This is a genomic window from Mycobacterium sp. DL (assembly GCF_039729195.1).
Classification (GTDB): domain Bacteria; phylum Actinomycetota; class Actinomycetes; order Mycobacteriales; family Mycobacteriaceae; genus Mycobacterium; species Mycobacterium hippocampi_A.
On sequence record NZ_CP155796.1, the window covers coordinates 1,808,936 to 1,831,046 of the forward strand.

The following is a 22,111-nucleotide window of genomic DNA, read 5'->3' on the forward strand; positions in this document are numbered from 1 at the left end:
GGGAGCGCGAATGGCACGAGGTGGTAGCACCCGAGTCCGGGGTGCCTTCGCCCCCGCCGAAGCTCTGCCCCAGGGTCGGGTGGTCGACGTATGGTCCGCAGACGGCGTGCGACTGCACACCGAGGTGTTCGGGCCCCAGGGCGGATATCCCATCGTGCTGGCACACGGCATCACGTGCGCCATCCGGGTCTGGGCTCACCAGATCACCGACCTGGCCGAGCACTACCGGGTGATCGCCTACGACCACCGCGGCCACGGCCGTAGTTCGGTGCCCCCGCGTCGGGGCGGCTACAGCCTGGACCACCTGGCGGCCGACCTCGACGCCGTGCTGGACGCGACGCTGGCGCCGGGGGAGCGCGCGGTCATCGCCGGACACTCGATGGGCGGCATCGCGATCACGTCATGGTCCGAGCGGCATCCCGAGCGTGTCGCCCAGTGTGCCGACGCTGTCGCGCTGATCAACACCACTACCGGTGACCTGCTACGCAACGTCAACTTCCTACCGGTGCCGCAGCGGTTCTCCGACGTGCGCACCCGTGCGGCGGGCACCGTGCTGAGGAACCTCGGTGGCGCCCCGCTGGTGCGTGCCGCAGATCTCCCGAGTCGCCGCTTCGTGTCGACGATCGCCGTGGGTCGCGACGCGGACCCCGCCATCGTCGACTTCGTCTTCGAGATGTTCAACGGCACCCCGCCGGCCGGGCGGGGTGGATGGGCCCGTGTTCTGGTCGACCACCTCGGCCCGCAGCACATCGGGCTGAAGAACCTCACCGTCCCGACACTGGTCATCGGCAGTCGGCAGGACCGGTTGCTGCCGATGGTCTCGTCCCGCCGGATCGCCGCGACCGCCCCGAATCTGGCCAGGTTCGTCGAACTCGCCGGAGGGCACTGCGCGATCCTGGAGCGGCCCGCTGACGTCAACGAGCACCTGCGGTGGCTGGTCGAGACGACGAGCGGAACTCAGGAGCGGCGCACCAGCTTCTGATGCGCCTCGCCGGCCGCCCGCAGTCCCGAGCGCACCGCCCCGTCCAGGAAGCCCGTCCACTGGTCGGCGGTCTCGGTGCCCGCCCAGAACAGGGTGTCCACCGGCGTGCGCAGCCAGCGTCCATGGGCTGTCCACGAGCCGGGAGGCACCGCGGCGGTCGGTCCGCCGGGCGCGAATTGTTCTGTGCCCCAACAGTGGTCGAGGTAGTCGATCGGCTCTGACGCGGCTTCGCCGAACAGCGCGGCGAAACCGGCGAGAGCGACCTCGCGTCGCTTCTCGGCCGGCAACGGGTCGAACATCCGCGCGTCGGTGAAACCCAGCAGGATGCCGGGGCCCGCATCGCCGGGGCTGACGTCGAAGGTGATGAACACCGGCCCCTCATCGGACAGTGCTTCGCCCGAACAGCCGGCATCGCGCCAGAACGGGCGGTCGTACGCGGCGTAGGCCTTGCTGAGGTGGCCCTGCGGCCAATGCCGGGTGAGCTCCTGGCACTCGGGCGGCAAGGGTGGGACGAACTCGATACCGGCGCGGTGGGCGGGCGGTATCGCGACGACGACCGCGCGTGCGGTGAACTCGGCGCCTTCGCATTCGACGGTCACGGTGCCGTCGGGGTCGCGTCGGATGCGCTGCACCGGGGCGTTCAGCATCACCCGTTCGCCGAGTTCGTCGGCCATCCGCGTCGCGATCTGCTGGGTTCCGGCCGGGAACCGGTCCTGCTGGGCGCCACCGTCGACGTCGAGCATCCGCCCGAGGCCGCCCGCGGCTTTCACATAACGCACTGCGTGCAGCATCGAGACGGCGTCCGGTTCGCATCCCCAGGTCACCCGGGACATGATCGCCATCAGGTCGCGGGTGGATGCGCCGGCGTGCACCGAACGCAACCACTGGTCGAGCGAGACGCCGTCGAGGTCGTAGGCGATGGGCGAGGTCCACGGTTCGGCCACCGGGACTCTCTTGCTGATCCGGTCGAACCGCCACTGGATGCGGGAGACGTCGACCAACTCGATGATCGAGAGCCGGGGGATGGTGCTGCGGTAGGACCGCACCCGGCCGCGCCAGCGGATCAGGTTCTTGCCGTGGCCGTAGGTCGGCACCGACTCGCATCCCAGCTCGGCCGCCAGCGCAAGCACCGCGTCCTGCGTCGGTCCGACGAACGTCGCCCCGAGATCAACGGGCACTCCGGCCACGGTCGCGGTGTAGGCCCGGCCACCGACCCGATCGCGACCCTCGGCGACGACCACGTCGTACCCGAGTCGCACCAGTTCGCGCGCCGCCGAGAGTCCGGCGAATCCCGCTCCCACGACAACAACGTCCGCCATGCCCCCATCGTTGCGGATTCGGCGCGCCAACGTGCGCGGTCGCGTCGTTTCCCGCGCCCGATCCGCCGCGCGCCGGGGCACCGACCCATATCGTGGTACGTGGACGGACCAAAGGAGGTTGCGGATGCACGAGGTAGACACAGACCATTCGGAAGCGGAGTACTCCGACGTCCTGATCATCGGCGCAGGGATTTCGGGGATCGGCGCCGCCTACCGCATCGAAGAGCGCAATCCCCAGCTCAACTACCGGATCCTCGAGCGGCGGTCCCGCATCGGCGGCACCTGGGACCTGTTCCGGTACCCGGGCATCCGATCGGACAGCGACATCTTCACGCTGTCCTTCCCGTGGGAGCCGTGGACCCGTCCGGAGAACGTCGCCGACGGTGAGTACATCCGCGAATACCTGACCACGACGGCGCACAAGCACCACATCGACGAACACATCCGCTTCGACACCGAGGTGAAGTCCGCGGAATGGGACTCCGCGACCGACACCTGGACGGTGCATGCCGAGCACGGCGGTGCGCAACGTCTCTACCGGGCACGCTTCTTGTTCTTCGGCACCGGCTACTACAGCTACGACGACCCCTACCAGCCGAAGTTCCCGGGCATCGAACGCTTCGGCGGCGACGTGGTCCATCCCCAGTTCTGGCCCGAGGACCTCGACTACTCCGGCAAGCGGGTGGTGGTGATCGGCAGCGGGGCCACCGCGATCAGCCTGATCCCCGCCCTCGCGCAGAAGGCCGCCCACGTCACGATGCTGCAGCGGTCGCCGACGTACATGATGTCGATGGCACGTATCGACCCGATGGTGGACTTCATCCGGAAGATCCTGCCGCGCAAGCTGTCTCACTCCGTGGTGCGAGTGCGCAACGCGGCCTTCCACATCCTGACCTACTTCATGTTCCGCAAAGCACCCAACTTCGGGCGCAAGCTCATCCGCAGCCGGGCCAAAGCCGCGCTGCCGGCGGGCTACGACGTCGACGTGCACTTCAAACCGAGGTACAACCCGTGGGACCAGCGGATGTGCCTGATCCTCGACGACGACCTGTTCGAGCAGATCAAACACGGGCGGGCCGAGGTGGTCACCGACACCATCGATCACGTCGACGAGACGGGCATCGTGCTGACGTCGGGCGGACGCGTCGATGCCGACGTGATCGTCACCGCCACCGGTCTGCAACTGCAGGCGCTCGGCGGCATCCGCATCGTGATCGACGGGACCGAGATCGAACCCACCGATCGTTTCGTCTACAAGGAGTACCTACTCGAAGACGTGCCCAACCTGGCGTGGTGCATCGGGTACACGAACGCGTCGTGGACGTTGCGTGCGGACATGACGGCCAAGGCGTTCGCGAAGCTGGTGGCCTACATGGATTCTCGCGGCTACACCCACGCCTATCCGCATCGCGGCGAGGGTCCCATCACCGAGAAGCCGGCCTTCGATCTGCAGGCGGGCTACATCAAGCGCTCGCCGCATGCGCTGCCGAAGTCAGGTACCCACCGGCCGTGGAACGTGCGGCACAACTACGTGCTCGACGTCATCGATCACCGGTTCGACCGGATCGAGGAGTCGATGGTGTTCGGCCGCGCCGCGGTGCGCGAACCCCGCCCCGTCTGAGCGCCGAAACTGTATTCCACGTGGGCAATCGGGCGCTCTGAGCGCGTGGAATACAGTTTCGGCGAACGGCGTCAGGGGGCGACGGTGAGCCAGTCGGCGAAGCCCGACGGGTCGTGTCGGCCCAGCGCACCGTGCTCGAAGAGTCCCCAGCCCTCGCGTTCGGTGCCGTCGGCGTCGCGGCACACTGCGCGGCCGACATGGTCGATCACGCCGAAACCGGCCCGCCCGATGATGGCCGGATCGGTCATGTCGTAGGTCAGGCGTTCGGTGAAGCCGTCGCCCTTCCACACGCCATGGATCCAGTCGGAGTCCCCGCCGTAGCCGCCGCCGACGTGAATCGGCACCGCCAGCTTGGACTCGACGTCAAAACGCAGGGCGCTGCCATCGGAGGCGGTGGCGTCGATCGTCGCACCGGTGGGGATGCGGGTGCCGGACCGGTAGTGGATCTTGACCCGCGGCCATCCCAACTGCTCCACGCGGCCGTCCTTCCAGATCCGTGTGCAGTCGTTGAGCGACCGGAAGCCCGACGGATCCTCCTGGATGATGATGACGATGCCGAAGTCGTCGAACGCCATCGGTACGTACAGCCACCACATGCCCTCGAACGGTGGGTCCGCAGGCCGCCCTGCGGGTTCGGCTTCACCGATCGGCCGGATGCCCCAGGATCTGTCGCGGGTGCCGATCCACCGGGACGGGTCGACGTCGATGTCCTCGCCGTCGATGGACAGCGTGCCACTCCAGGAACCGACCTGTGCGAAGCGCTGGGCGTCGAGGGTGACCCGGTTGCCCGCCCGCAGCACGTGCCGCTGTTCCTGGACGACGTCGAAGAGCCCCTCGAAGGTGAGATCAGCTGCGATTCCCTCGGTTTCGTCGAGCACGATCCGTAGTTTGTGCAGCGGTTCGGCCACCTCGATGCGATAGCCGCCGACGTTCTGGTTGAGCCTGTCCTGGTCGATGGCCCCCGACAGGTGGACCGCGGTCTGGGTGTCCCCGCGACGGACGAGCAGGAACGCGTCCTTGACGCCGAGGTTCGGATAATAGCCGATGCCGGTGATGAGGAAGATGTCGCCGGTGCGGTCATGGGCGTTGTAGTAGGACCGGTCGTAGAAATTGCGGTCCGAGGATCCGGGCCACGCGATGGGCTGCGGCACCTGGTGAATCGGGAACTCGTCCATCGGTCCGAGCATCAGTTCGCCTCTCCGATCAGTCTTTTCAGCAGTGATGCGTGGTAGAAGAGCGCTTCGACGTCGTCGGGTCTCTCCATCTCGCCGAAGCGGACGCGGCGGGCTCCGGTGCGCATGAACACACAGCACCAGATGACACCCGAGTACACATAGAACCAGTCGAGATCGGCGACCTCGACACCCGTGAGCTCTTGATAGGTGGCCCGCACATCGTCCTCGCGCAGGAAGTCGGGCATGCCCGGCAACCCCGCGAGCTTCGTCAGTTCCTGGAAGACCATGTGCGCGAACCCGATCCACGCAAGGTCGAACTCACGCGGTCCGACGGTGGCCATCTCCCAGTCCAGCACGGCGACCGGCGTGAAATCGCGGTAGATCACATTGCCGATGCGGGCGTCACCCCACACCAGAACAGGTTCCGCCGCGGCCACGTCGTCGGGGAAGCGCTCCTCCAACCAGGCCAGCGCCCGCTCGACCAGCGGTGAGCGGCCGATGTCGGGGACGCTGAACTCATACCAGCTCTTCAGCCAGCCGAAGTGGCGGTGCAGCGCCGTGTCCCCCGGGGGGTCGACGTCCTGGAGGAAGCCGAAGGTCTTCTGTGCGTCGGGAATCGAGTGCAGCTTGGCCAGCACCTCGACGGTGCTGTTCTGGAGTTGCTGCTGGTGTTCGACGGGTGCGTCGTAGAGCCAGTTGTCGCCGAAGGTATAGGGCATCACGTCGGGCGGGACGGACCCGTCGACACGATCCATCAGGAAGAAGGGCCGCCCGAGCACGTCACCGCTGGTCTCGAGCCACCGAACCCGCGGCACCGCGACGTCGGTCAGTTCGCCGACCAGGCGGATCACCTCGTGCTGGTGGTCGAGGCGGTAGTGCTCGAAGACCGGCACGTCGGCCTCGGTGGGCGCAACCCGAGCCACCCACTTCTGTTCGATCGGGCGGCCGGCCTGCATCCACCGGCCGCGGAGCATGATCGTCTCCGAGGACATGCCGTTGGAATCGACGCCGCTCTCCACGGTGATCTCGGGTGTGCTGTCGCCCAGGATCGTGGACAACCATCGGGACAGGGCCGCCGGAACATTGGTCATGTCGCGGCTGGACCGTTGAAGGCGACCGACCTCCTCGACGGCTGGTTCATTCGTCACGAACACGTCCTTCCCGCTCACAGTTACGCTACCGTGAGTAGCGTTATGAAAGCAGAGCCATTGCCGGATGACAAGACCCCGGCTGCCGGGCGCCCACGGGACCCGCGCATCGACGCTGCCATATTGCGTGCCACCGCGGATCTGCTTGTCGAAATCGGATATTCGAATGTCACGATGGCAGCGGTCGCCGAGCGTGCCGGGACCACCAAGACCGCGCTGTACCGCCGATGGTCGAGCAAAGCCGAGCTTGTGCACGAGGCCGCGTTCCCGTCGACGCCCACGGCGATGCAGGCCGCGCCGGGCGACATCGCCGCCGATCTGCGCGCCATGGTCGAGGCGACGCGTGACGTCTTCATCAGCCCCGTGGTCCGTGCGGCGCTGCCAGGGCTGCTCGCCGAGATGTCGGCCGACACCGAACTCAGCGGTCGGGTGATGGCCCGCTTCAGCGACGTGTTCGGTGCGGTGCACACCCGGCTCAACGATGCGATCGATCGGGGGGAGGTGCGCGCCGGCGTCGACCCGGGCCGCCTGGTCGACCTCATCGGCGGTGCCACGCTTCTGGCGCTGCTGCAGGCACCGGAGAATCTCGCGAGCCCGGCCTGGGTGGACAGCACCGCGGCGATACTGCTTCACGGCGTGGTGACCTGACCCGCCACGCGTCCTCGACTACCGCGGTCGGATCTGCTCCTTGTTCCGCTCGGACACGGCGCGGAACTGGACGTCGAGGGTGTCGAAGTCGCGGTGCTGGGCGAAGGCGATCTTCTCCTCTGCTGCCAGCGCCGGACCGGTCACCGCCGAGGACCCCGTCGTGTAGATCTCCTTGAGTCCGCGCATCGTCGGTCGCGGCACGTCGGCGATCTGGGCGGCGAGTTCGACGGCCCGCTCGAGCAGTCGCTCGTGGGCCACCACCTCGGTGACCAGCCCGATCCGTTCGGCGCGTGCGGCATCAACGACCTCTCCGGTCATCGACAGCCGCCGTGCCATCGCCGCGCCCACGAGCTGGGGGAGTCGAGCCGTCATGCCGCCGCCGGGCAGGATTCCCACCCGAGCGTGGGTGTCGGCGAAAACCGCGCGCTCCGAGGCGATCAGGAAGTCGCAGCCCAGCGCCATCTCCAGGCCACCGGTGAACGTGGCGCCGTTGATGGCGCCGATGACAGGTGTGCTCATCTTGGCGACGGCCGCGATGCAGCTCTGCGCTCGGAATTCCTCGAAGTACGACAGCCCGTCGCGGGCCGCCTCCTTGAGGTCCACACCGGCGCAGAACGCCGGATCGCTGCCGGTCAGCACGACCGCACACACCGACTCGTCGGCATCGGCGGCGGTCAACGCGGCGTACGCGGCGCGCATCAGGTCCCGGCTGAGCGCGTTCCGCGCCGCCGGTCGGTTCAACGTCACGACGCGCACAGCGCCGAGGTCGACGGTCAGCACCAGTTGCTCGGTCATTGCGTCCCCGTTCGTATCAGAGGAACCGGTCCGCGGAGTTGACCAGGTCGAGCAGCGGCTGCGGGAGCGCGCCGAGCATGAACGTGACGGCCGCGGTGACGGTGACGACGGCCGTCGTCAGCACGCTGGGCACGACCACCACAGGGCCGTCGTCGGGGCGTTCGGTGAAGAACATCAGCACGATCACCCGGACGTAGAAGTACGCCGCGATCGCGCTGGCGAGCACGCCGACCACGACGAGCGGGATGGCGCCCCCCTCGCCTGCCGCTTTGAAGACCGCGAACTTGCTGACGAATCCACTGGTGAGCGGGATGCCGGCGAACGCCAGAAGGAACAGCGAAAAGACGATGCCGACAACGGGATAACGTCTGCCCAGGCCTGCCCATCGCGCCATCGCGGTGTCCTCCTCGCCTGCGCCGTCGCGGACCAGGCTCACCACGGCGAACGCACCGACCGTGGAGAAACCGTAGGCGAACAGATAGAACAGGGTCGACGACAGCCCGGCCTCGTTCCCCGCGATGACACCGGTCAGGATGAAGCCGGTGTGTGCCACCGCCGAATATCCGAGCATCCGCTTCATGTCGGTCTGGGTGACCGCGGTGACCGTGCCGATCACCATCGTCAGGATCGCGATCGCCCACAGCACCGGGCGCCAGTCGTCGCGCAGCTCGGGCAGCGCCACGTAGAACAGGCGCAGCATCGCGCCGAACGCGGCGATCTTGGTCGCCGCGGCCATGAACGCCGTGATCGGGGTCGGGGCGCCCTGGTAGACGTCGGGAATCCACGAATGGAACGGCACGGCGCCGACTTTGAACAGCACGCCGACCAGCAGCAGTCCTGTGCCGATCAGGGCCAGCGAGGGCTTGCCGGTGCCCGCTGCGAGCGCATCGGCGATGCCGTCGAGTTTCAGGGTGCCCGCGTAGCCGTACAACATCGCGGCCCCGTACAGGAAGAACGCCGACGAGAACGCCCCGAGCAGAAAGTACTTCAGCGCCGATTCCTGTGAGAGCAGGCGTCGGCGCCGTGCGAGTCCACACAACAGATACAGCGGGAGCGACAGCACCTCCAGTGCGACGAACATCGTCAGCAGGTCGTTGGCCGCCGGGAACAGCAACATGCCGCCTACCGCGAACAACGTCAGCGGAAACACCTCGGTCTGGACGACACCCGACTTGGTGGCCAGGCGCTCGTCGACACTTCCCACGACCGCGGAGGCCTGCGGGGTGAAGGCGTCCAGGCCGGCGGAGTCCTCCGGGTCCTGCCCGGGCAGGCCGATCCGGCGCTCGCCGATGAGCAGGACACCCAGCACCCCGACAAGGAGGATGGTGCCCTGCAGGAAGAGCGCGGGCATGTCGACGGCCACGGCGCCCATCACGGCGGTGAAGCCGTTGCCGCCGTCCAGGTCTCGCGCGAGCACGACGACGGCGACGAAGGCCGCGATCAGCGCTACGAGGCTCAGTGCCACCTGGGCGACGTAGCGCTGCCGGCGAGGTGCGAACGCCTCGACGAGGACGCCGAGGACGGCCGCACCGAGCACGATGAGCATGGGGGACAGCAGGACGTACTCGATGCTCGGCGTGGGAACAGTCATCGTGTCGGGCCTTCCGCCATCCGGGGTGCCGGGTCAGGCTGATCGATCGTCGTCAACGTGTAGGTCACCGCGGGATTGATGACATCGAATGCGGGCTTGGGATAGACCCCGAGCACCAGCAGAAGTGCGATCAGCGGAGCCACCACGACGAGCTCGCGCGGAACCAGGTCGGACAGCACACCCTTGCCGTCCAGGTCGGCGTGCAGGGGCCCGGTCATCATCCGCTGATACATCCACAGGATGTAGATCGCGGAGAGCACCAGCGCGCTGGCCGCGATCACCGCGAAGACCGGGTACCGGGTGAAAGTGCCTATCAGGACCAGGAACTCGCTGATGAACGGTGCCAAACCGGGTAGCGACAACGTCGCCAGGCCGGATACCAGGAAGGTTCCGGCGAGCACCGGCGCCACCTTCTGCACTCCGCCGTAGTCGCTGATCAGGCGAGATCCCCGACGGGACACCAGGAACCCGGCGATCAGGAACAGTGCGGCCGTCGAGATGCCGTGGTTGACCATGTACAGCGTCGACCCGGATTGCCCCTGGCTGGTCATCACGAAGATGCCGAGGATGATGAAGCCGAAGTGGGAGATCGAGGTGTAGGCGATCAGGCGCATGACGTCGGTCTGGCCGATGGCGACGATGGCGCCGTAGACGATCCCGATCACGGCGAGCGTGATGATCAGCGGGCTGAAGTACTTGGCGGAGTCGGGGAAGAGCTGCAGGCAGTACCTGATCATGCCGAAGGTGCCGACCTTGTCCATGATCGCCATCATCAGCACGGCGCTGGCCGGGGTGGCCTCGACCGCCGAGTCGGGCAGCCACCGGTGCAGCGGCCACAGCGGCGCCTTGACGGCGAACGCGAACATGAAGCCGCCGAAGAGCAGATGCATCACCATCGGGTTCAGCACGAACTCGCCGCCGGCGACCGCGGCGACGATGGCGCGGAAGTCGAACGTTCCGGCCGCGAAGGCGTCGCTCTGGGCGGTCACCACGTACAGGCCGACCACCGCGGCGAGCATGATCAGGCCGCCGAAGAGGTTGTACAGCAGGAACTTCACGGCCGCGGCGCTGCGGTTCTGCCCGCCGAACCCGCCGATGAGGAAATACATCGGGATCAGCATCGCCTCGAAGAACACGTAGAACAGCAGGATGTCCAGCGACACCAGCGAGATCAGCACCATGCCCTCGACGGCCAGGGTCAGCGCGAAGTAGATGTTGACCGAGCGTCCACCCCAGCTGAGCCGATCGCGGGCGTCGTTCCAGCCGGCGATGATCAGCAAGGGCACCAAAACGGCAGTGAGGACCACCAGGGCCAGTGCGATGCCATCGATGCCGAGGATGTAGCCGGTCCCGAAAGACGGTATCCACGTGTGGGACTCGACGAACTGGAACTGCTCGCCGGCGGGGTCGAACCCGACGGTCACCACCGCCGTGACGGCCAGCACCACCAGCGATACCGCCAGCGCCACCCACTTCGCCAGTGCGCGCTGCGCGGCGGGCAACAGCAACACCAGCGCAGCGCCGACCATGGGCACCGCCCACAGAACCGTCAGCCACGGGATCGAGGTCACCACAGGTTCACCGCCAGGATCGCCGCGACGACGAGCACTGTGCCGGCGAGCATCGAGAGTGCGTAGGAGCGCGCGAACCCGGTCTGCAGCTGCCGCAGGCCGTCGGAGATCCGCCCGACTCCGGCGGCGAGTCCGCTGCCCGCACCGTCCACCGCCTCGTCGTCGATCTCCACCAAGCCCACCGTGACAGCCCCGCCGGGACGCATCAGCACCCTCTCGTTGAACATGTCGCCGTACAGGTCTCGGCGTGCCGCGACGGTCAGCGCCGACCCGGCCGGCACCTCCTCGGAAACCGGGCGCGATCCGTACATGCGGTACGCGATGCCGATACCGATGGCCACGACGGACAGCACGATCACCGTCACCACCCACACCGGCAGCACGTGGTGGATCTCCTCGGCGCCGACGACCGGTGCCAGCCAGTGCTCGAGCGTGCCCCCGATCGCCAGCGCCCCGCCCGCGGTGACCGAGCCGATTGCCAGCAGGATCATCGGCCAGGTCATCACCGCGGGTGACTCATGGGGATGCGCGTGTTCAGCCCAGCGCTTCTCGCCGAAGAACGTCATCAGCATCACGCGGGTCATGTAGAACGCGGTGATCCCGGCGCCCAGAATCGTTGCGCCACCGAGAATGATGCCCTTGACGCCGCCTGCACCCAGCGCGGCTTCGATGATCCCGTCCTTGGAGAAGAACCCCGCCAGCGGTGGGATACCGATGATCGCGAGGTAGCCGAGCCCGAACGTCACGAAGGTGATCGGAAGTGCTTTGCGCAGTCCGCCGTAGCGGCGCATGTTGACCTCGTCGTCCATCGCGTGCATGACCGAACCCGCGCCCAGGAAGAGTCCGGCCTTGAAGAACCCGTGGGTGATCAGGTGCATGATCGCGAAGGCGTACCCGGCGGGCCCCAGGCCGGCCGCCAGCACCATGTAGCCGATCTGGCTCATCGTGGATGCGGCGAGCGCCTTCTTGATGTCGTCCTTCGCGCAGCCGATGACGGCGCCGAACAGCAGGGTCACCGCGCCGACGACCACCACGGCGGTCTGTGCGTGCGGGGCGAGGTCGAACACGGGTCCGGAGCGCACGATCAGATACACCCCGGCGGTGACCATGGTGGCAGCGTGGATCAGTGCCGACACCGGCGTCGGGCCCTCCATCGCGTCTCCGAGCCAGGACTGCAACGGGACCTGGGCCGACTTGCCGCACGCAGCCAGCAGTAGCATCAACCCGATGGCGGTCAGAGTGCCTTCGGTGAGCACCGGGGCGGCGTCGAAAACCGCGGCGAACGAGACGGATCCGACGGCGGCGAACATCACCATCAGCGCCACCGCCAGACCGATGTCGCCAACCCGGTTCACGACGAAGGCCTTCTTGGCCGCCGTCGCAGCCGACGGTTTGTGCGACCAGAAGCCGATCAGCAGGTACGACGCCAGTCCGACGCCCTCCCAGCCCATGTACAGGCCGAGATAGTTGTCGGCGAGCACGAGCAGCAGCATCGCGGCGAGGAACAGGTTCAGGTAGGCGAAAAACCTTCGCCTTTCCGGATCTTCGGCCATGTAGCCGATCGAGTAGATGTGGATCAGCGATCCGACACCGGTGATGAGCAGGACGAAGCACATCGACAGCTGGTCGAGTTGCAGACCGAAGTCGACGCGCAGTTCGCCGGCCGGAACCCAGGAGAACAGCGATTCGTGGGTCGTCCTGCTGTCTGCTTCACGGCCGAGCATGTCCACGAACAGCACTGCGGCACAGACGAAGGACGCGACCGCGGCCACCGTGCCCAGCAGGTGCCCCCACCGGTCGGAGCGCCGGCCGGCCAACAGCAGGATCACCGCGCCCGCCAACGGGAGCGCGATCACCAACCACACGGGGAGTGTCATCGGCCCATCAGTTCTTCAGCAGACTGGCGTCGTCGACGCTCGCCGAACGTCGACTTCGGAAGATGGTCATGATGATGGCCAGACCGATCACCACCTCGCACGCGGCGACCACCATGGTGAAGAAGGCCACCACCTGCCCGTCGAGGTGCCCGTGCATGCGGGAGAACGTGACGAATGCCAGGTTCGTGGCGTTCAGCATCAGCTCGACACACATGAACATGACAAGGGCGTTGCGGCGCAGCAGCACCCCGGACGCGCCGATGGTGAACAGCAGAGCGGACAGGTACAGGTAGTTGTCGGGATTCATCGGCGCTCCCCGTCGGCTTCCCGGTCATCGTCGGCAGGCAGATCACGCAACTGCAGAATCGCGCTGACCGACAGTTCCGACGCCGAGCCGTCGGGGAGTCGGGCGGGTACGTCGACTGCATTGTGCCGGGCGTACACACCGGGGTTCGGCAGAGTGGTCGGATGCCCGCCCGGGGCGAACCGCTCAGCGGCGAGTTCGCGCTGGCTCTTGCGGCGCTCGAGGCGCTCCCGGTGCGCCAGCAGCATCGCTCCCAGGGTGGCCGTGATCAACAGCGCCCCGGTCAGCTCGAAGGCCCACAGGTACTGCGTGAAAATCAGCGCGGCCAGGCCTTCGACGTTGCCGCCAGCGTTCGCCTCGGTCAAGCCGACAAAACCGGTCACCGAGACGTTGCCGATTCCGGCGATCAACAGGATGCCGAACCCGACGCCGGCGCTGATCGCCGCAAGTCGTTGTCCGCGAAGGGTTTCTCCCAGCGACTCCGAGGAGTCGACACCGATCAGCATCAGGACGAACAGGAACAGCATCATGACCGCGCCGGTGTAGACCACCACCTGCGCCACCCCGAGAAACGGAGCGTCCTGGGCGATGTAGAGGACCGCCAGCGCGATCATGGTCAGCGCGAGCGAGATCGCCGAGTAGACCGCCTTCGGCGCGGCGACCACACCGATGGCGCCGACGACCGACACCACCGCCAGAATCCAGAACAGGACGGCCTCGTTGGTGCTGGTGAGCCCGGTGTCGGACAGCGCGGTGTTGGATACTGCGGTGACGAACTCGACGCTCACTGCACCTCCTTGATGGGGGTGATGTTGCCGAGGTAGTAGTCGTCGTCGGTGCTTCCCGGGGCCATCGGGTGTGGCGGTTGCTCCATTCCCGGTTGCAGCGGAGCCAGCAGTTTGTCCTTACCCAGGATCAGGTCGGCACGGTTGTCGTCGGCCATCTCGTAGTCGGTGGTCATCGTCAGCGCGCGCGTCGGGCATGCCTCGATGCACAGCCCGCATCCGATGCACCGCAAGTAGTTGATCTGGTACACGCGGCCATAGCGTTCGCCGGGCGCATACCGTTCTTCCTCGGTGTTGTCGGCGCCTTCGACGAAGATCGCGTCGGCGGGGCAGGCCCACGCGCACAACTCGCAGCCGATGCACTTCTCCAACCCGTCCGGATACCGATTGAGTTGGTGGCGGCCGTGGTAGCGCGGTGCCACCGGGCCGGGCTTCTCCGGGTACTCCTCGGTGACCGGCTTCTTGAACATGGACCCGAACGTGACGCCGAAACCGGCGATGGCATCGAGGAATTTAGGCATCGGCTGGCTCCTTGACGGGCATGGGCGGCACCGGGAACGCGCCCGGTTCTGCTGCTTGAACGGGTGGTTCTGGGGTCCTGCGTACTTTTCGGGCGTGCAGCGTCCGCCACCCGACCAAGAGCACCGCGAGCACCGCGACGATCCCGGCGGCGATCAGGCCGGTGGCCCAGCCCTGGTAGCCGTAGTCGCGCAGCACGCGGGTGGCGGCGACGATCATGATCCAGCCCAGCGACACCGGGATCAGGATCTTCCAGCCCAGCCGCATGAACTGGTCGTAGCGCATTCGGGGCAGTGTGGCCCGCAGCCACATGAACAGGAACAGGAAGACCCAGACCTTCGCGGTGAACCACAGCAGCGGCCACCACCCGGTGTTGGCTCCTTCCCAGATGCTGATCGGCCACGGAGCGTGCCAACCGCCCAGGAACAACGTCGCGGCCAACGCCGACACCGTGGTCATGTTGACGTACTCGGCGAGCATGAACATCGCGAACTTCAACGACGAGTACTCGGTGTGGAAACCGCCGACCAGTTCGCCCTCGGCCTCGGGCAGATCAAAAGGCGCACGGTTGGTTTCACCGACCATGGAGGTGACGTACACCAGGAACGACGGGAGTAGCAGGAACACGAACCAGGTGTCGTTCTGCGCGGCGACGATCCCCGAGGTCGACATCGTCCCGGCATAGATGAACACCGCGACGAACGACAGCGCCATCGCGATCTCGTAGGAGACCACCTGCGCCGACGACCGCAGACCGCCCAGTAGCGGGTAGACCGACCCGGACGCCCAACCGGCCAGCACGATTCCGTACACCCCGATCGAGGTGACCGCGAGGATGTAGAGCACCGCCACGGGTAGGTCGGTCAGTTGCAGCGCGGTGCGGTGGCCGAACACCGAGACCTCGCCGCCCATCGGGATGACGGCGAACGCCATGAAGGCCGGTATCACCGCGATGATCGGTGCGGCGAGGTAGATCCACTTGTCCACCCCGGCGGGGATCAGCCCCTCCTTGAGGGCGAGCTTGACACCGTCGGCCAGCGACTGCAGCAGCCCGCGCGGACCCACCCGGTTGGGGCCGAGCCGTAACTGCATGCGGCCCAGGATCTTCCGCTCGAGAAGGATCGCCGTCAGCACCGTCAACAGCAGGAACACGAAGATGCCGAGAGCCTTGGCCAGCATCAGCCACCACGGGTCGTGACCGAACTGTGTCGGATCGGGATGGATCACGCGTCACCCCGTTCGATCGTCACCACGGCGCCCGCGGTCACACCCAGTGCCCGGTGCACCGCGCTGCCGGGCGAGTTCATCGGCAGCCACACCACGCGCTCGTCCATATCGGTCATCTCCACCGGAAGGGTGATGGTGCCGCGCTCGGTCCTGACGGTGATCAGTTCGCCGGGTGCGACGCCGATCTCGGCGGCCGTGGCGGGCAACACTCGCGCGACCGGCCGATGGGCGGTCCCGGCGAGGTGCGGTTCGCCGTCCTGTAGCCGTCCGGCGTCGAGCAGCATGCGCCAACCCGCGAGGACGGCCTGGCCACTCGCCGGTCGCGGCGGTGAGGGTTCGACCCGCGGCGATTCGGGACGGTCTCCGCCGCCCAGGCCGATCCGGGCCTGCTCCTCGGCGGCCGCCGCAGCGGTCCGCAGGCCGAGGTCGACGCCTATCTCGTCGGCCAGGAAGTTCAACACCCGCAGATCGGGGACGGCGTTGGTGTGCAGGGACGGTTCGAAGGGCCGGATTCGTCCCTCCCAGTTGACGAACGAGCCCGCCTTCTCCACCACCGGCGCGACCGGGAACACCACGTCTGCCCGCTCGGTGACCGCGCTCTCGCGCAGTTCCAGGCTCACGACGAACGGTGCGGCGTCCACCGCGGCGATGGCGGCCTCGGGGTCCGGTAGGTCATCGAGTTCGACACCGCCGATCAGCAGGGCGCCCAATGCACCGTCGCGTGCCGCGCGCAGGATCTCGGTCGTGTCGCGGCCGGGGGCGGCGGGCAGTTCGTCGACGTTCCAGGCGGCGGCCATCTGCCGACGCGCCGTCGCATCCGTCACCGGCCGCCCGCCGGGCAACAGGTTCGGCAACGCACCGGCCTCCAGCGCGCCGCGCTCTCCGGCACGCCGCGGAACCCACGCCAGTCGGGCGCCGGTCGCAACTGCCAATCGTGTTGCGGCCGAAAGCGCCCCGGGTGAGGTGGCCAGTCGTTCGCCCACCAGGATCACCGACCCCGGCAGGTTCAGTAGGTCGTTGCCGGCCAGGTCGTCCAGTGCGGCTGCCTCGCTCCCGGGTCCCGACCTGATCAACGCACCCGACAGCTTGGTCAGACCGCGGGTCGTGAACGGCGCGATCGACATCACCTGCAGGGCGTGCTTCCGTACCGCTTTGCGCAGTCGCAGGAAGACGATCGGTGCCTCTTCCTCGGGTTCCAGGCCGGCGAGCAGCACCACCGACGCGTTCTCCAGGTCCGAGTAGGTGACGGTCATCGGCCGGCCGGCGATCCGGGCGGCGAGGAAATCGGCCTCCTCGGCGCTGTGCTGCCGCGCGCGGAAGTCGACGTCGTTGGTGTTCAACACGATTCGTGCGAACTTGGAGTAGGCGTAGGCATCTTCGGCGGTGACCCGGCCGCCGACGAGCACGCCGGCGTTGCCGGTTGCGGCGGCAAGCCCGGCCCCGGCCACGCCGAGGGCCTCCGACCAGGAGGCCGGACGCATCGAGCCGTCGGGGTCACGCACCAGCGGGGTGGTGATCCGATCCCCGACGGTCGCGTAGGTGAAGGCCCACCGCCCCTTGTCGCAGTTCCATTCCTCGTTGACCTCGGGGTCGTCACCGGCCAGGCGGCGCAACACTTTTCCTCGCCGATGGTCGGTGCGTTGGGCGCAGCCCGAGGCGCAGTGCTCGCAGACACTCGGGCTCGACACCAGATCGAACGGCCGCGCCCGGAACCGGTAGGCCGCGCCGGTCAATGCTCCCACCGGGCAGATCTGCACGGTGTTGCCCGAGAAGTACGACTGGAACGGTTCCCCCGGGGCGATCCCGACCTGTTGTTGCGCACCACGTTCCAGCAGTTCGATGAACGGGTCTCCGGCGATCTGATCGGAGAACCGGGTGCAGCGGGCACACAGCACGCAGCGTTCCCGGTCCAGCAGAACCTGCGACGACACGTTGATCGGCTTCGGGAAGGTTCGCTTCACGTCCTCGAAGCGGGTCTCCGGGCGGCCGTTGGACATCGCCTGGTTCTGCAGCGGGCATTCACCGCCCTTGTCGCAGACCGGGCAATCCAGCGGATGGTTGATGAGCAGTAGTTCCATCACCCCGTGCTGCGCCTTGTCGGCGGACTCCGAGGTGTGCTGGGTCCGCACCACCATGTCCGGGGTGCAGGTGATCGTGCAGGACGCCATCGGCTTGCGCTGTCCCTCGACCTCGACCAGGCACTGCCGGCACGCCCCTACCGGGTCCAACAGCGGGTGATCGCAGAAGCGCGGGATCTGCACGCCCATCAACTCGGCGGCCCGGATCACCAGGGTGCCCTTCGGCACGCTGATCTGCGTCCCGTCGATCGTCAGCGACACCATCTCGACGGGCGGGGCGTCGTGGCTGTGCTCCGCGAGTGTCATGCGCCCACCCTTTCCGGTGCCGCGAGCATGGACGCGTGCGGATCGAACGGGCATCCCCCGTCCAGGTGCGCCTCGTACTCGTCGCGAAAGAATTTGATGGACGAGATGATCGGGCTCGCCGCTCCATCGCCCAAGGCGCAGAACGACTTTCCGAAGATCGAGTCCGAGATGTCGAGCAGCTTGTCGATATCTGCCGCCGTGCCCGCACCGGTCTCCAGACGCTGGTAGATCTGCGCCAGCCAGTAGGTCCCCTCACGGCACGGGGTGCACTTGCCGCACGACTCGTGGGCGTAGAACTGCGTCCAGCGCCGCACCGCCCGCACCACACAGGTGGTCTCGTCGAAGATCTGCAACGCCTTGGTGCCGAGCATCGACCCGACACCGGCGACACCTTCGTAATCCAGTGGCACGTCGAGGTCCTCGGCGGTCAGCAGCGGTGTCGATGATCCGCCCGGTGTCCAGAACTTCAGCGTGTGGCCGGCGCGGACACCGCCTGCGTAGTCGAGCAGTTCGCGCAGCGTGATGCCCAGCGGCGCCTCGTACTGCCCGGGTGTGGTGACATGCCCGGATAGTGAGTACAGCGTGAAGCCCGGTGACTTCTCCGAGCCCATCGAGCGGAACCAGTCGATGCCGTTGAGCAGAATGGGCGGCACGCTGGCGATCGACTCCACATTGTTGACCACCGTCGGACACGCATACAGCCCCGCCACCGCCGGGAACGGCGGTCGTAGCCGCGGTTGACCCCGCCTGCCCTCCAGTGAATCGAGCAGCGCCGTCTCCTCCCCGCAGATGTAGGCGCCCGCACCGGCGTGCACGATCAGTTCCAGATCGAACCCCGAGCCGTGGATGTCGGTGCCCAGGTGGCCCGCAGCGTACGCCTCCGCGACCGTGGCCTGCAGGCGCCGCAACACCGGGACGACCTCGCCGCGCAGATAGATGAACGCGTGGTGAGCCCGGATCGCGTAGGCGGCGATGATGGCACCCTCGACCAGGAAGTGCGGCGTCGTCAGCATCAACGGAATGTCTTTGCACGTACCGGGTTCCGACTCGTCGGCGTTGATCACCAGATAGTGCGGCTTGGCTGCCGCGCCCTCATCACCCTGCGGGATGAACGACCATTTGGTCCCCGTCGGGAAACCCGCGCCGCCGCGCCCGCGCAGACCCGAATCCTTGACGGTGGCGATCACGTCGTCGGGACTCATCGCCAGGGCCCGCTCCAGCGCCTGGTAACCGCCGTGGCGGCGGTAGGTGTCCAGCGACCACGGTTCGGGGTCGTCCCAGAACCGGCTGAGCACGGGAGTCAGTGGCGTCATTCGGGATCCGTCGCCTTCGGGTCGGTCTCGGGTGTCGAGGACTCGGCCGGGATGGTCGCCGACGGCCCCGGCGCTGGTTCGTCCTTCACGGATTCGGCGGCTTGGGCCTTCTCTCCGTCGGAGGGGCGGCCGTTGTGCGAAGCAGTGCTGGTCGATGCCGCCGAATCGGGTTGCGGTGCAGACATATCGCGCTCGTGGGCGATCCGAAGGCCGGCCAGGGTCGCTGCACCGGTGGGGGCGTCGGCAACGGGACCATCGGCGTTCTGCAGCCCGGCAAGTGTTCTCGCGGTCTCCCGGAACGTGCACAGCGATGCACTGCGTGAGGGTGTCGGCGGCCGGCCGGAGCGCAACGCGTCGACGAGGTCGCGGGCCGACGACGGCGTCTGGTTGTCGAAGAACTCCCAGTTGACCATCACCACCGGCGCGTAGTCACAGGCCGCGTTGCATTCGACATGATCGAGGGTGATACGGCCGTCGGCAGTGGTGTGCCCGGCGTCGACGCCGAGGTGCTCCTGCAGGGAGTCGAGAATGGCGTCACCCCCCATGATGGCGCACAGGGTGTTGGTGCACACGCCGACGAGATACTCACCCGTGGGGGAGCGACGGTACATCGAGTAGAACGTGGCGACCGCGGTGACTTCTGCCGGGGTCAGGTCCAACTGCGCTGCGCAGAAGGCGATTCCGGCAGGGGTCAGGTATCCGTCTTCGGACTGCGTGAGGTGCAGAAGCGGCAGCAGCGCCGAGCGCGACTGCGGGTAGCGCGCGATGATCACCGCCGCGTCGGCGGCCAGCCGGGACTCGACGTCGGCGGGGTAGGCGGCGGGCCCGTGGATCGGGGGACCGGGCTCGTCGGGGCGCTGCCCGAGCTCGAGGAACACGCTCACCTGTCGACCCCGCCCATCACCGGGTCGATCGACGCCACCGCAGAGATCGCGTCGGCGACCATGCCGCCTTCGCACATCGCCGCCACCGCCTGCAGATTGGTGAACGACGGGTCCCGGTAGTGCACGCGGTAGGGACGGGTGCCGCCGTCAGAGACCATGTGCACGCCCAACTCGCCGCGGGGTGATTCGACGGCGACGTAGACCTGGCCGGCGGGCACCCGGATGCCCTCGGTCACCAACTTGAAGTGATGGATCAGGCCCTCCATCGAGTGCCCCATGATCTTGGCGATGTGCTCGGGGGAGTTGCCCAGACCGTCGGGTCCGAGCTTCAGATCGGCGGGCCACGCGATCTTCTTGTCCTGGACCATCACCGGTTGACCCTCGAGTCGCTCCAGCCGCTCGACACATTGCTCGACGATCTTGAGCGATTCACGCATCTCCTTCACCCGGATCAGATACCGGCCGTAGGCGTCGCAGCCGTCATCGGTGATGACGTCGAAGTCGTATGTCTCGTAGCCGCAATACGGTTGGGCCTTGCGCAGGTCGTGCGGCAGGCCCGTCGAGCGCAGCACCGGGCCGGTGATGCCCAGTGCCATGCACCCCGTCAGATCCAGGTACCCGATGCCCTGGGTGCGGGCCTTCCAGATGTAGTTCTCGTTGAGCAGATCCTCCAGATCACAGAACCGCGTGGGTAGCAGTTCCAGCAGGTCTCTGACCTGACTGATCCCGTCGTCGGGAAGGTCGACGGCGACGCCGCCGGGTCGGATGTAGGCGTGGTTCATCCGCAGCCCGGTGATGGACTCGAACACCGAGAGGATGAGTTCGCGCTCGCGGAAGCCGAGGAACATCGCCGTCATCGCACCGAGTTCCATACCGCCGGTGGCCAGTGCGACCAGGTGACTCGAGATCCGGTTGAGCTCCATCAGCATCACCCGGATCACCGAGGCCCGTTCGGGGATCGCATCGGTGACGTCCAGCAACTTCTCCACCCCGAGGCAGTACGCCGTCTCGTTGAAAAACGGTGAGAGATAATCCATCCGGGTCACGAAGGTCACGCCCTGTGTCCAGTTGCGGAACTCCAGGTTCTTCTCGATGCCGGTGTGCAGATAGCCGATTCCGCACCGTGCTTCGACGATGGTCTCGCCCTCGATCTCGAGGATGAGGCGTAACACCCCGTGTGTCGACGGGTGCTGCGGGCCCATGTTGACGACGATCCGTTCGCCGGCGTGCTCCCTGGCGTTCTGCCTTGCCGCGGTGACGACTTCGTCCCAGTCCTGGCCACCGACGACCACCACCCGGTCGGGTGGACGCTGTGAAGTGGCCATCAGTTGTAGGCCCTCCGCTCGTCGGGTGGGGGTATCTCGGCGCCGTGGTACTCCACCGGAATCCCGCCGAGGGGATAGTCCTTGCGTTGCGGGTGACCGACCCAGTCGTCGGGCATCTCGATCCGGGTCAACGACGGATGGCCGTCGAAGATGATTCCGAAGAAGTCGTAGGTCTCGCGCTCGTGCCAGTCGGTGGTCGGATACACCCGGAACAGCGACGGGATGTGGGGGTCGGCATCCGGCGCCGCCACCTCGACGCGGATACGACGGTTGTGGGTGATCGACATCAGTGGATACACCGCGTGCAGTTCCCGGCCGATCTCGTCGGGGTAGTGCACGCCGCTGACGCCGAGGCACAGTTCGAAACGCAGTCCCGGGTCGTCGCGCAGCGCCTGGGCCACCGCGGGAAGCGCTTCGCGGGTGACCTCCAGGGTCAGCTCGTCGCGGTGCACCACCACACGTTCGATCGCTGCCGCGAACCCGTCCTCGCCGATCACGGCAGACAGGGTGTCGACGATCTCGTCGAAGAACCCGCCGTAGGGCCGCGGCGATCCGCCCGGCAGCGCCACCGTGCGCACGAGGCGGCCGTAGCCCGAGGTGTCACCGCTGCCCTTCGCGCCGAACATGCCTCGGCGGACACCGA

At 67.3% G+C, this 22,111-nt stretch carries 19 protein-coding genes; 3 read left to right on the top strand and 16 right to left on the bottom strand.

Annotation, left to right across the window (positions count from 1 at the left end; all coding sequences use genetic code 11):
• The first annotated feature begins 10 nt into the window (after nt 1-10).
• Nucleotides 11-982 carry an alpha/beta hydrolase gene (locus ABDC78_RS08750; RefSeq protein ID WP_178360744.1) on the top strand — a complete coding sequence of 324 codons (972 nt, stop codon included), beginning with the start codon at nt 11-13 and terminating at the stop codon, nt 980-982.
• Here the strand turns inward: ABDC78_RS08750 and ABDC78_RS08755 are convergent.
• The gene (locus ABDC78_RS08755; RefSeq protein ID WP_178360743.1) at nt 958-2,301 is read right to left on the bottom strand and encodes a flavin monoamine oxidase family protein; all 1,344 of its coding nucleotides are present in this window, start codon (nt 2,299-2,301) and stop codon (nt 958-960) included. The genes ABDC78_RS08750 and ABDC78_RS08755 overlap by 25 nt on opposite strands.
• Before the next feature lie 124 nt (nt 2,302-2,425).
• On the opposite strand from ABDC78_RS08755, the gene ABDC78_RS08760 reads away from it, so the two are divergent.
• On the top strand, nt 2,426-3,922 hold the full coding sequence (locus tag ABDC78_RS08760) for an NAD(P)/FAD-dependent oxidoreductase (RefSeq protein ID WP_178360742.1): 1,497 nt from the start codon (nt 2,426-2,428) through the stop codon (nt 3,920-3,922).
• Nucleotides 3,923-3,993: 71 nt separating this feature from the next.
• Here ABDC78_RS08760 and ABDC78_RS08765 read toward each other — a convergent pair whose 3' ends face one another.
• Both ABDC78_RS08765 and ABDC78_RS08770 read right to left on the bottom strand, forming a co-directional pair.
• Complete coding sequence (locus ABDC78_RS08765; RefSeq protein WP_178360741.1) at nt 3,994-5,109, bottom strand: hypothetical protein; 1,116 nt, start codon at nt 5,107-5,109, stop codon at nt 3,994-3,996.
• The gene (locus ABDC78_RS08770; protein ID WP_178360740.1) at nt 5,109-6,245 is read right to left on the bottom strand and encodes a phosphotransferase family protein; all 1,137 of its coding nucleotides are present in this window, start codon (nt 6,243-6,245) and stop codon (nt 5,109-5,111) included. Before ABDC78_RS08770 ends, ABDC78_RS08765 begins: the two co-directional genes overlap by 1 nt.
• A 45-nt stretch (nt 6,246-6,290) precedes the next feature.
• Between ABDC78_RS08770 and ABDC78_RS08775 the strand changes: the two genes are divergently transcribed.
• Nucleotides 6,291-6,893, top strand: a complete 603-nt coding sequence (locus ABDC78_RS08775) for a TetR/AcrR family transcriptional regulator (RefSeq protein ID WP_178360739.1) — start codon at nt 6,291-6,293, stop codon at nt 6,891-6,893.
• An 18-nt stretch (nt 6,894-6,911) separates the two neighbouring features.
• On the opposite strand, the gene ABDC78_RS08780 is transcribed toward ABDC78_RS08775, so the two are convergent.
• From ABDC78_RS08780 to ABDC78_RS08840, 13 genes are read right to left on the bottom strand one after another with little or no spacing between them, the layout of a single operon-like run.
• On the bottom strand, nt 6,912-7,688 hold the full coding sequence (locus ABDC78_RS08780; protein WP_178360738.1) for an enoyl-CoA hydratase: 777 nt from the start codon (nt 7,686-7,688) through the stop codon (nt 6,912-6,914).
• 16 nt (nt 7,689-7,704) lie between these two features.
• Nucleotides 7,705-9,279 carry an NADH-quinone oxidoreductase subunit NuoN gene (gene nuoN, locus ABDC78_RS08785; RefSeq protein WP_178360737.1) on the bottom strand — a complete coding sequence of 525 codons (1,575 nt, stop codon included), beginning with the start codon at nt 9,277-9,279 and terminating at the stop codon, nt 7,705-7,707.
• A complete protein-coding gene (locus tag ABDC78_RS08790) occupies nt 9,276-10,850 on the bottom strand; it encodes an NADH-quinone oxidoreductase subunit M (RefSeq protein ID WP_178360736.1) in 1,575 nt (524 codons plus the stop codon). Before ABDC78_RS08790 ends, nuoN begins: the two co-directional genes overlap by 4 nt.
• Nucleotides 10,847-12,727 carry an NADH-quinone oxidoreductase subunit L gene (gene nuoL, locus ABDC78_RS08795; RefSeq protein ID WP_178360735.1) on the bottom strand — a complete coding sequence of 627 codons (1,881 nt, stop codon included), beginning with the start codon at nt 12,725-12,727 and terminating at the stop codon, nt 10,847-10,849. Before nuoL ends, ABDC78_RS08790 begins: the two co-directional genes overlap by 4 nt.
• A gap of 7 nt (nt 12,728-12,734) precedes the next feature.
• A complete protein-coding gene (gene nuoK, locus ABDC78_RS08800) occupies nt 12,735-13,034 on the bottom strand; it encodes an NADH-quinone oxidoreductase subunit NuoK (RefSeq protein ID WP_178360734.1) in 300 nt (99 codons plus the stop codon).
• Nucleotides 13,031-13,819, bottom strand: coding sequence for an NADH-quinone oxidoreductase subunit J (locus tag ABDC78_RS08805; RefSeq protein WP_178360733.1), 789 nt, complete (start codon nt 13,817-13,819; stop codon nt 13,031-13,033). The genes nuoK and ABDC78_RS08805 overlap by 4 nt, the downstream gene beginning before the upstream one ends.
• Nucleotides 13,816-14,337 (bottom strand): NADH-quinone oxidoreductase subunit NuoI, encoded by a 522-nt coding sequence (gene nuoI / locus ABDC78_RS08810; protein ID WP_178360732.1) that lies wholly within the window; start codon nt 14,335-14,337, stop codon nt 13,816-13,818. The genes ABDC78_RS08805 and nuoI overlap by 4 nt, the downstream gene beginning before the upstream one ends.
• Complete coding sequence (gene nuoH / locus ABDC78_RS08815) at nt 14,330-15,562, bottom strand: NADH-quinone oxidoreductase subunit NuoH (protein ID WP_178360731.1); 1,233 nt, start codon at nt 15,560-15,562, stop codon at nt 14,330-14,332. Before nuoH ends, nuoI begins: the two co-directional genes overlap by 8 nt.
• Nucleotides 15,559-17,946, bottom strand: a complete 2,388-nt coding sequence (locus tag ABDC78_RS08820; protein WP_178360730.1) for an NADH-quinone oxidoreductase subunit G — start codon at nt 17,944-17,946, stop codon at nt 15,559-15,561. Before ABDC78_RS08820 ends, nuoH begins: the two co-directional genes overlap by 4 nt.
• Nucleotides 17,943-19,259 (bottom strand): NADH-quinone oxidoreductase subunit NuoF, encoded by a 1,317-nt coding sequence (nuoF, locus tag ABDC78_RS08825; protein ID WP_178360729.1) that lies wholly within the window; start codon nt 19,257-19,259, stop codon nt 17,943-17,945. The genes ABDC78_RS08820 and nuoF overlap by 4 nt, the downstream gene beginning before the upstream one ends.
• Nucleotides 19,256-20,143: an NADH-quinone oxidoreductase subunit NuoE gene (gene nuoE, locus ABDC78_RS08830; RefSeq protein ID WP_178360728.1), complete on the bottom strand. Its 888-nt coding sequence runs from the start codon at nt 20,141-20,143 to the stop codon at nt 19,256-19,258. The genes nuoF and nuoE overlap by 4 nt, the downstream gene beginning before the upstream one ends.
• The gene (locus tag ABDC78_RS08835; protein ID WP_178360727.1) at nt 20,140-21,468 is read right to left on the bottom strand and encodes an NADH-quinone oxidoreductase subunit D; all 1,329 of its coding nucleotides are present in this window, start codon (nt 21,466-21,468) and stop codon (nt 20,140-20,142) included. Before ABDC78_RS08835 ends, nuoE begins: the two co-directional genes overlap by 4 nt.
• Complete coding sequence (locus tag ABDC78_RS08840) at nt 21,468-22,094, bottom strand: NADH-quinone oxidoreductase subunit C (protein ID WP_347133486.1); 627 nt, start codon at nt 22,092-22,094, stop codon at nt 21,468-21,470. The genes ABDC78_RS08835 and ABDC78_RS08840 overlap by 1 nt, the downstream gene beginning before the upstream one ends.
• Nucleotides 22,095-22,111 lie beyond the last annotated feature (17 nt).

Coding starts and splice junctions, on each gene's coding strand:
- nuoF (WP_178360729.1), bottom strand. CDS start 19,259: ATGACGCCACTGACTCCCGTGCTCAGCCGGTTCTGGGACGACCCCGAA.
- nuoL (WP_178360735.1), bottom strand. CDS start 12,727: ATGACACTCCCCGTGTGGTTGGTGATCGCGCTCCCGTTGGCGGGCGCG.
- ABDC78_RS08835 (WP_178360727.1), bottom strand. CDS start 21,468: ATGGCCACTTCACAGCGTCCACCCGACCGGGTGGTGGTCGTCGGTGGC.
- nuoI (WP_178360732.1), bottom strand. CDS start 14,337: ATGCCTAAATTCCTCGATGCCATCGCCGGTTTCGGCGTCACGTTCGGG.
- ABDC78_RS08820 (WP_178360730.1), bottom strand. CDS start 17,946: ATGACACTCGCGGAGCACAGCCACGACGCCCCGCCCGTCGAGATGGTG.
- ABDC78_RS08750 (WP_178360744.1), top strand. CDS start 11: ATGGCACGAGGTGGTAGCACCCGAGTCCGGGGTGCCTTCGCCCCCGCC.
- ABDC78_RS08780 (WP_178360738.1), bottom strand. CDS start 7,688: ATGACCGAGCAACTGGTGCTGACCGTCGACCTCGGCGCTGTGCGCGTC.
- ABDC78_RS08760 (WP_178360742.1), top strand. CDS start 2,426: ATGCACGAGGTAGACACAGACCATTCGGAAGCGGAGTACTCCGACGTC.
- nuoK (WP_178360734.1), bottom strand. CDS start 13,034: ATGAATCCCGACAACTACCTGTACCTGTCCGCTCTGCTGTTCACCATC.
- ABDC78_RS08765 (WP_178360741.1), bottom strand. CDS start 5,109: ATGCTCGGACCGATGGACGAGTTCCCGATTCACCAGGTGCCGCAGCCC.
- nuoN (WP_178360737.1), bottom strand. CDS start 9,279: ATGACTGTTCCCACGCCGAGCATCGAGTACGTCCTGCTGTCCCCCATG.
- ABDC78_RS08840 (WP_347133486.1), bottom strand. CDS start 22,094: ATGTTCGGCGCGAAGGGCAGCGGTGACACCTCGGGCTACGGCCGCCTC.
- ABDC78_RS08755 (WP_178360743.1), bottom strand. CDS start 2,301: ATGGCGGACGTTGTTGTCGTGGGAGCGGGATTCGCCGGACTCTCGGCG.
- ABDC78_RS08775 (WP_178360739.1), top strand. CDS start 6,291: ATGAAAGCAGAGCCATTGCCGGATGACAAGACCCCGGCTGCCGGGCGC.